Origin of the sequence: Limnoraphis robusta BA-68 BA1 (genome assembly GCF_034932365.1) — a bacterium.
In the GTDB taxonomy this organism is placed as follows: Bacteria; Cyanobacteriota; Cyanobacteriia; order Cyanobacteriales; family Microcoleaceae; genus Capilliphycus; species Capilliphycus robustus.
Genome location: NZ_JAYGHR010000059.1, coordinates 1 through 4,198, shown reverse-complemented (window position 1 = coordinate 4,198; position 4,198 = coordinate 1). Strand labels below are relative to the sequence as shown.

At 66.2% G+C, this 4,198-nt stretch carries 3 protein-coding genes and 1 pseudogene; 2 read left to right on the top strand and 2 right to left on the bottom strand.

The genetic code is table 11. The features are described from left to right. A pseudogene (locus VB836_RS13435) lies at window positions 1–936 on the top strand (hypothetical protein); the annotation flags it as partial. Here the strand turns inward: VB836_RS13435 and VB836_RS13430 are convergent. Both VB836_RS13430 and VB836_RS13425 read right to left on the bottom strand, forming a co-directional pair. Then, a complete protein-coding gene (locus tag VB836_RS13430; RefSeq protein WP_323219770.1) occupies window positions 924–2,042 on the bottom strand; it encodes an anhydro-N-acetylmuramic acid kinase in 1,119 nt (372 codons plus the stop codon). The pseudogene VB836_RS13435 and the gene VB836_RS13430 overlap by 13 nt on opposite strands. After that, window positions 2,039–3,424, bottom strand: a complete 1,386-nt coding sequence (locus VB836_RS13425; protein ID WP_323219769.1) for a M23 family metallopeptidase — start codon at window positions 3,422–3,424, stop codon at window positions 2,039–2,041. Before VB836_RS13425 ends, VB836_RS13430 begins: the two co-directional genes overlap by 4 nt. A 159-nt stretch (window positions 3,425–3,583) precedes the next feature. On the opposite strand from VB836_RS13425, the gene tyrS reads away from it, so the two are divergent. Continuing rightward, on the top strand, window positions 3,584–4,198 hold a 615-nt coding region (gene tyrS / locus VB836_RS13420), incomplete at its 3' end, for a tyrosine--tRNA ligase (protein WP_323219768.1).

The window sequence follows — 4,198 nt, the reverse complement described above, 5'->3', positions numbered from 1 at the left end:
ACCCAGGACATCGTGGTCGATGCCTGGCGCATCGAGAGCGCCGACTCGGGCGAAGAGCTGGCCCTGCTCAGCACCGCCTACCAGCTCGGCTACCGCGGCGCCCTGCTGATCACCGATGCCCTGATTCTTGTGCTCGCGGCCTATATCGGCTGGTCGCTTTCCTACACCACGATGGCGGCCCTGATGGCGGTCGGACTGGTCGCCGCGCTCAAGGCCCGCGAGCCTGGCGGCGTCGGCGCCCACTACGGCGAGCCCATGCTGTGGACCACACGCGGCCTGTTCGATGCCGTGATCGGCCCGTTCATCGCCTTCTTCCGCCGCCACCGGCAGTGGGCCTTTCTGATGCTGGCCACCATCAGTCTCTACCGATTGGCCGACTTCGTGATGGGACCGATGGCCAACCCGATGTACGCCGACCTCGGCTTCGACAAGGAAATGGTCGGATCGATCCGCGGCAGCGTTGGCCTGGTGGCAACCCTGCTCGGCACCGCCGCTGCCGGTGTGCTGGCGATCCGCATCGGCTTCCTGCACACCCTGATGCTCGGTGCGGTGCTCGGCCCGGGCTCCAATCTCGCTTATGCATGGCTGGCACTCAGCGGCGCCGACCTGACCGTGTTCACGGTGGCCATGGCAGTCGACAATTTCTCTGCCGGCTTTGCCGGCATTGCGCTGATCGCCTACATGTCGAGCCTGACCAGCATCGGCTACACCGCCACCCAGTACGCCCTGCTCAGCTCCTTTTACGCCTTGATCGGCAAGGTGGGAAAAGGATTCTCCGGCGCGATCGTGGAGTGGCTGGGCGAGGGCCGCAGCTTGTTCGAGGCCTATGCGTGGTTCTTTGTCGGCACGGCCCTGATCGGCATACCAGCCATCATCGCCTGCCTGCTGCTGATCTGGCTGCGTCCACCGCAGGCGCCGGCGGCTCAGGCGGAGTAGACGCCGCCGAGGATGCGTGGCCCGCGCGCGCCGGTCACCTCGGGCAGGTTGCCGGGTTCGCCGGCGAGGGTTGCCCGCGCCAGCCACGCGAAGCCCATGGCCTCGATGAGATCCGGGTCGACGCCCTGTGCGGCCGATGATTCAACCACCGCACCAGGAAGCCGCGCGCGCAGCGCGTCGAGCAAGGCGGTGTTGTGCACGCCGCCGCCGCAGACCAGCAGACGCTGAGTAGCCGGCTGCTCGCGGAGCAGGGCCGCGGATACGGTGTCAGCGCTCAGCGCCAGCAGAGTTGCCTGGACATCCGCCGCGTCGAGCTGGCCAAGACGCTCGCCGGCGCGCGCGGCAAGCCAGTCCAGATTCAATACTTCGCGTCCGCTGCTCTTGGGCGCAGGGCGACCAAACCAGGGCTCGTCCAGCAAGCGAGCCAGCAGCGTATCGTCCACGCTTCCCGAGCTGGCCCACTCGCCATTGGTGTCGTAGCCAGCGCCACGATGGCGTGCGTGCCAGGCATCCAGCAGGCAATTTGCCGGTCCGCAGTCGAAGCCGCGTACCGGGCCTTGCCGGGGCAGCAGGCTGAGATTGGCGATTCCGCCCAGGTTGAGCACCGCGCGCTCTTCATTGCCCGAGCGCAGCAGGTGGGCATGCAAGGCAGGCAGCAATGGCGCGCCCTGACCGCCCGCCGCCATGTCGCGCCGGCGAAAGTCGGCCACCACGGTGCAGCCGGTCAGCTCCGCGATCAGCGACGGGTCGCCCATTTGCCAGGTGAAGGGATGCGCGCTCTCGGGGCGATGCCGCAGCGTTTGTCCATGGCTGCCGATCGCCCGGACCCTGTCACGGGCCACGCCGGCGCGATCGATCAGGGCGTTTGCCGCGGCAGCAAAGGACTGCGCCACCGCGTGATCCAGTTCGCCGATGCTGTCCAAGGGCGCCGCGACATCGGATTGGCTGAGCGCCACGACCGCCTCGCGGACCTCGGCCGGATAGGCCAGGGTGAATCCAGTCAGCAGACGGGTGCCGGCGGAAAAGCTGCACAACGCGGCATCGATGCCGTCTGCGCTGGTTCCGGAGATCAGCCCGACGAAGAGATCGCCCGGCGCTGGGCTCACTGACGCAGGGCGAGCAGTGCGTTGCTCTCGCGCAGGGCCAGCTGCGCGATCAGCGGCTCTTTCTGCAGACGGAAGCGCGCCATCTCGCCGGCCGGCAAAGGCTCGGGCTTGGGCATGGTCACTTTCAGCGGATCCCGATGGACGCCGGCAACGCGGAACTCGTAGTGCAGATGCGGGCCGCTGGCCAGGCCCGATGCGCCGACATAGCCGATGGTGTCGCCCTGGCGCACCCGCGCACCGGTCCGCAGACCGGCGAATCGCGACATGTGCGCGTAGAGCGTGGACACCTGGTTGCCGTGCTGCAGGATCACCGTCCGCCCGTAGCCGTTCTTCCAGCCCGCGAACAGCACCTTGCCGTCGCCGGCTGCCATGATCGGGGTGCCGCTGCGCGCCGCGTAGTCCACCCCGCGATGCGCACGCGTCGTTCCGAGCACCGGATGCCGGCGCGCCGAGCTGAATCGCGAACTGATCCGCGCAAAATCGATCGGCATGCGCAGAAAGCCCTTCTTCATCGGCCTCCCCTCGGCGTCGAAGTACTCGCTGCGACCGTCCGCGAACATATAGCGGAACACCTGATAGCGCTTGCCCTGATTGACGAAGGTAGCGGCCAGGATATCGCCGGAGCGCAGGCGCTCGCCCTCGCGCCAGATCTCTTCATAGAGCACATGGAACTCGTCGCCGACGCGCAGATCCTGAGCGAAATCGATGTCGTAGCCGAATGCCTTGGCAAGCTCGAGGGTTGCCGCATTGCTCATGCCGGCCGCCTCGGCGGCGCCAAACAGCGAATCGCTGATCCGTCCCGAAGCGACCATCACTCGGTGCTGGATCGCACGCTGCTCGCTCTCGATCCGGACTTCGGCATCGTCGATGATCAGCACCACGCGCGTGCTGTCGTCCTTCTCGAAGCGCAGCGCTGTAAGCGCACCGTCTGCATCCAGCTCGAAGTCGAAAACCTGCCCCGGGCGGATGCGGGTGAGCGCCTCGCGCACTCCCTCCACGCCGAGCAGACGATGCAGCATCTGGCCCGAGAGACCCTGTGCCCGGAAGATGTCGGCCATGTTCTGCCCCGACTGCACGGTCACCGGACGCCACTGATGCTGGTCGCCCATCGGCTCTGCGCGCACTGTCTCCAGCGGCGGCGGCAGCAGAAGTCGCTCTTCGATCCACTCGTCCGAAAGCGCCGCGACACCCAGGGCGGCATTCTCGCGGTGGGCATCGGCAAAGCCCGGCACGATCGATGCTACCAGCACGGCCACGGTGCCGAGGCAGCTGGCCAGCAGCCAATGTTCGCGCTGCCAACGCCTTGGGTTCCTGAGGAGGTCAGAGCCACTGACAAGAGGGGCCTGGGTCGGGCTGGCGCCCGGGCGGCTCGATTCGATCACGCGTGAAGTACTCTTGCAGTTCTGCAGCTACGATAAACAGGCTCAGGACTTGGCGTCAAACCTTTGTTCCTGCTGGATTTTTGAATCCCGTCCGTTTAACGTCACTTTAACTTCATGGCGCCCAAGAGCGCGCTGTCACGCACACTTTGAAGGATTTCCATGGCCAGTGAGTCGGTCGATGCAGCCCTGTCCCTGATTGCCCGGGGGGCGGATGAGTTGATCAAGCGGGAACAGCTCGAGGCCAGTCTCGGCCAGGGCAGGCCGCTGCGGGTCAAGGCGGGCTTCGACCCCACCGCACCTGATCTGCACCTTGGCCACACCGTGTTGTTGAACAAGATGCGCCAGTTCCAGGATCTGGGCCATCAGGTGATCTTCCTGATCGGCGATTTCACCGGAATGATTGGCGATCCGACCGGCAAGAATACGACCCGCAAGCCGATGACCCGCGAGGATGTAGAGGCAAACGCCCGCACCTATGCCGATCAGGTGTTCAAGGTCCTCGACCGGGACCGGACCGAGCTGCGCTTCAATATGGAATGGTTTGGCGGCATGAGCGCGGTCGACATGACCCGGCTGGCGGGGCTGCTGACCGTGGCGCGCATGTTGGAGCGCGACGACTTCGCCAAGCGCTACGCCGCGCAGCAGCCGATCTCCATCCATGAGTTCCTTTGTCCGCTGGCCCAGGGCTATGACTCGGTCGCCCTGCACGCCGACGTCGAGCTCGGCGGCACCGACCAGAAGTGCAACCGGCGGATGGGCCGCGCACTTCAGGAG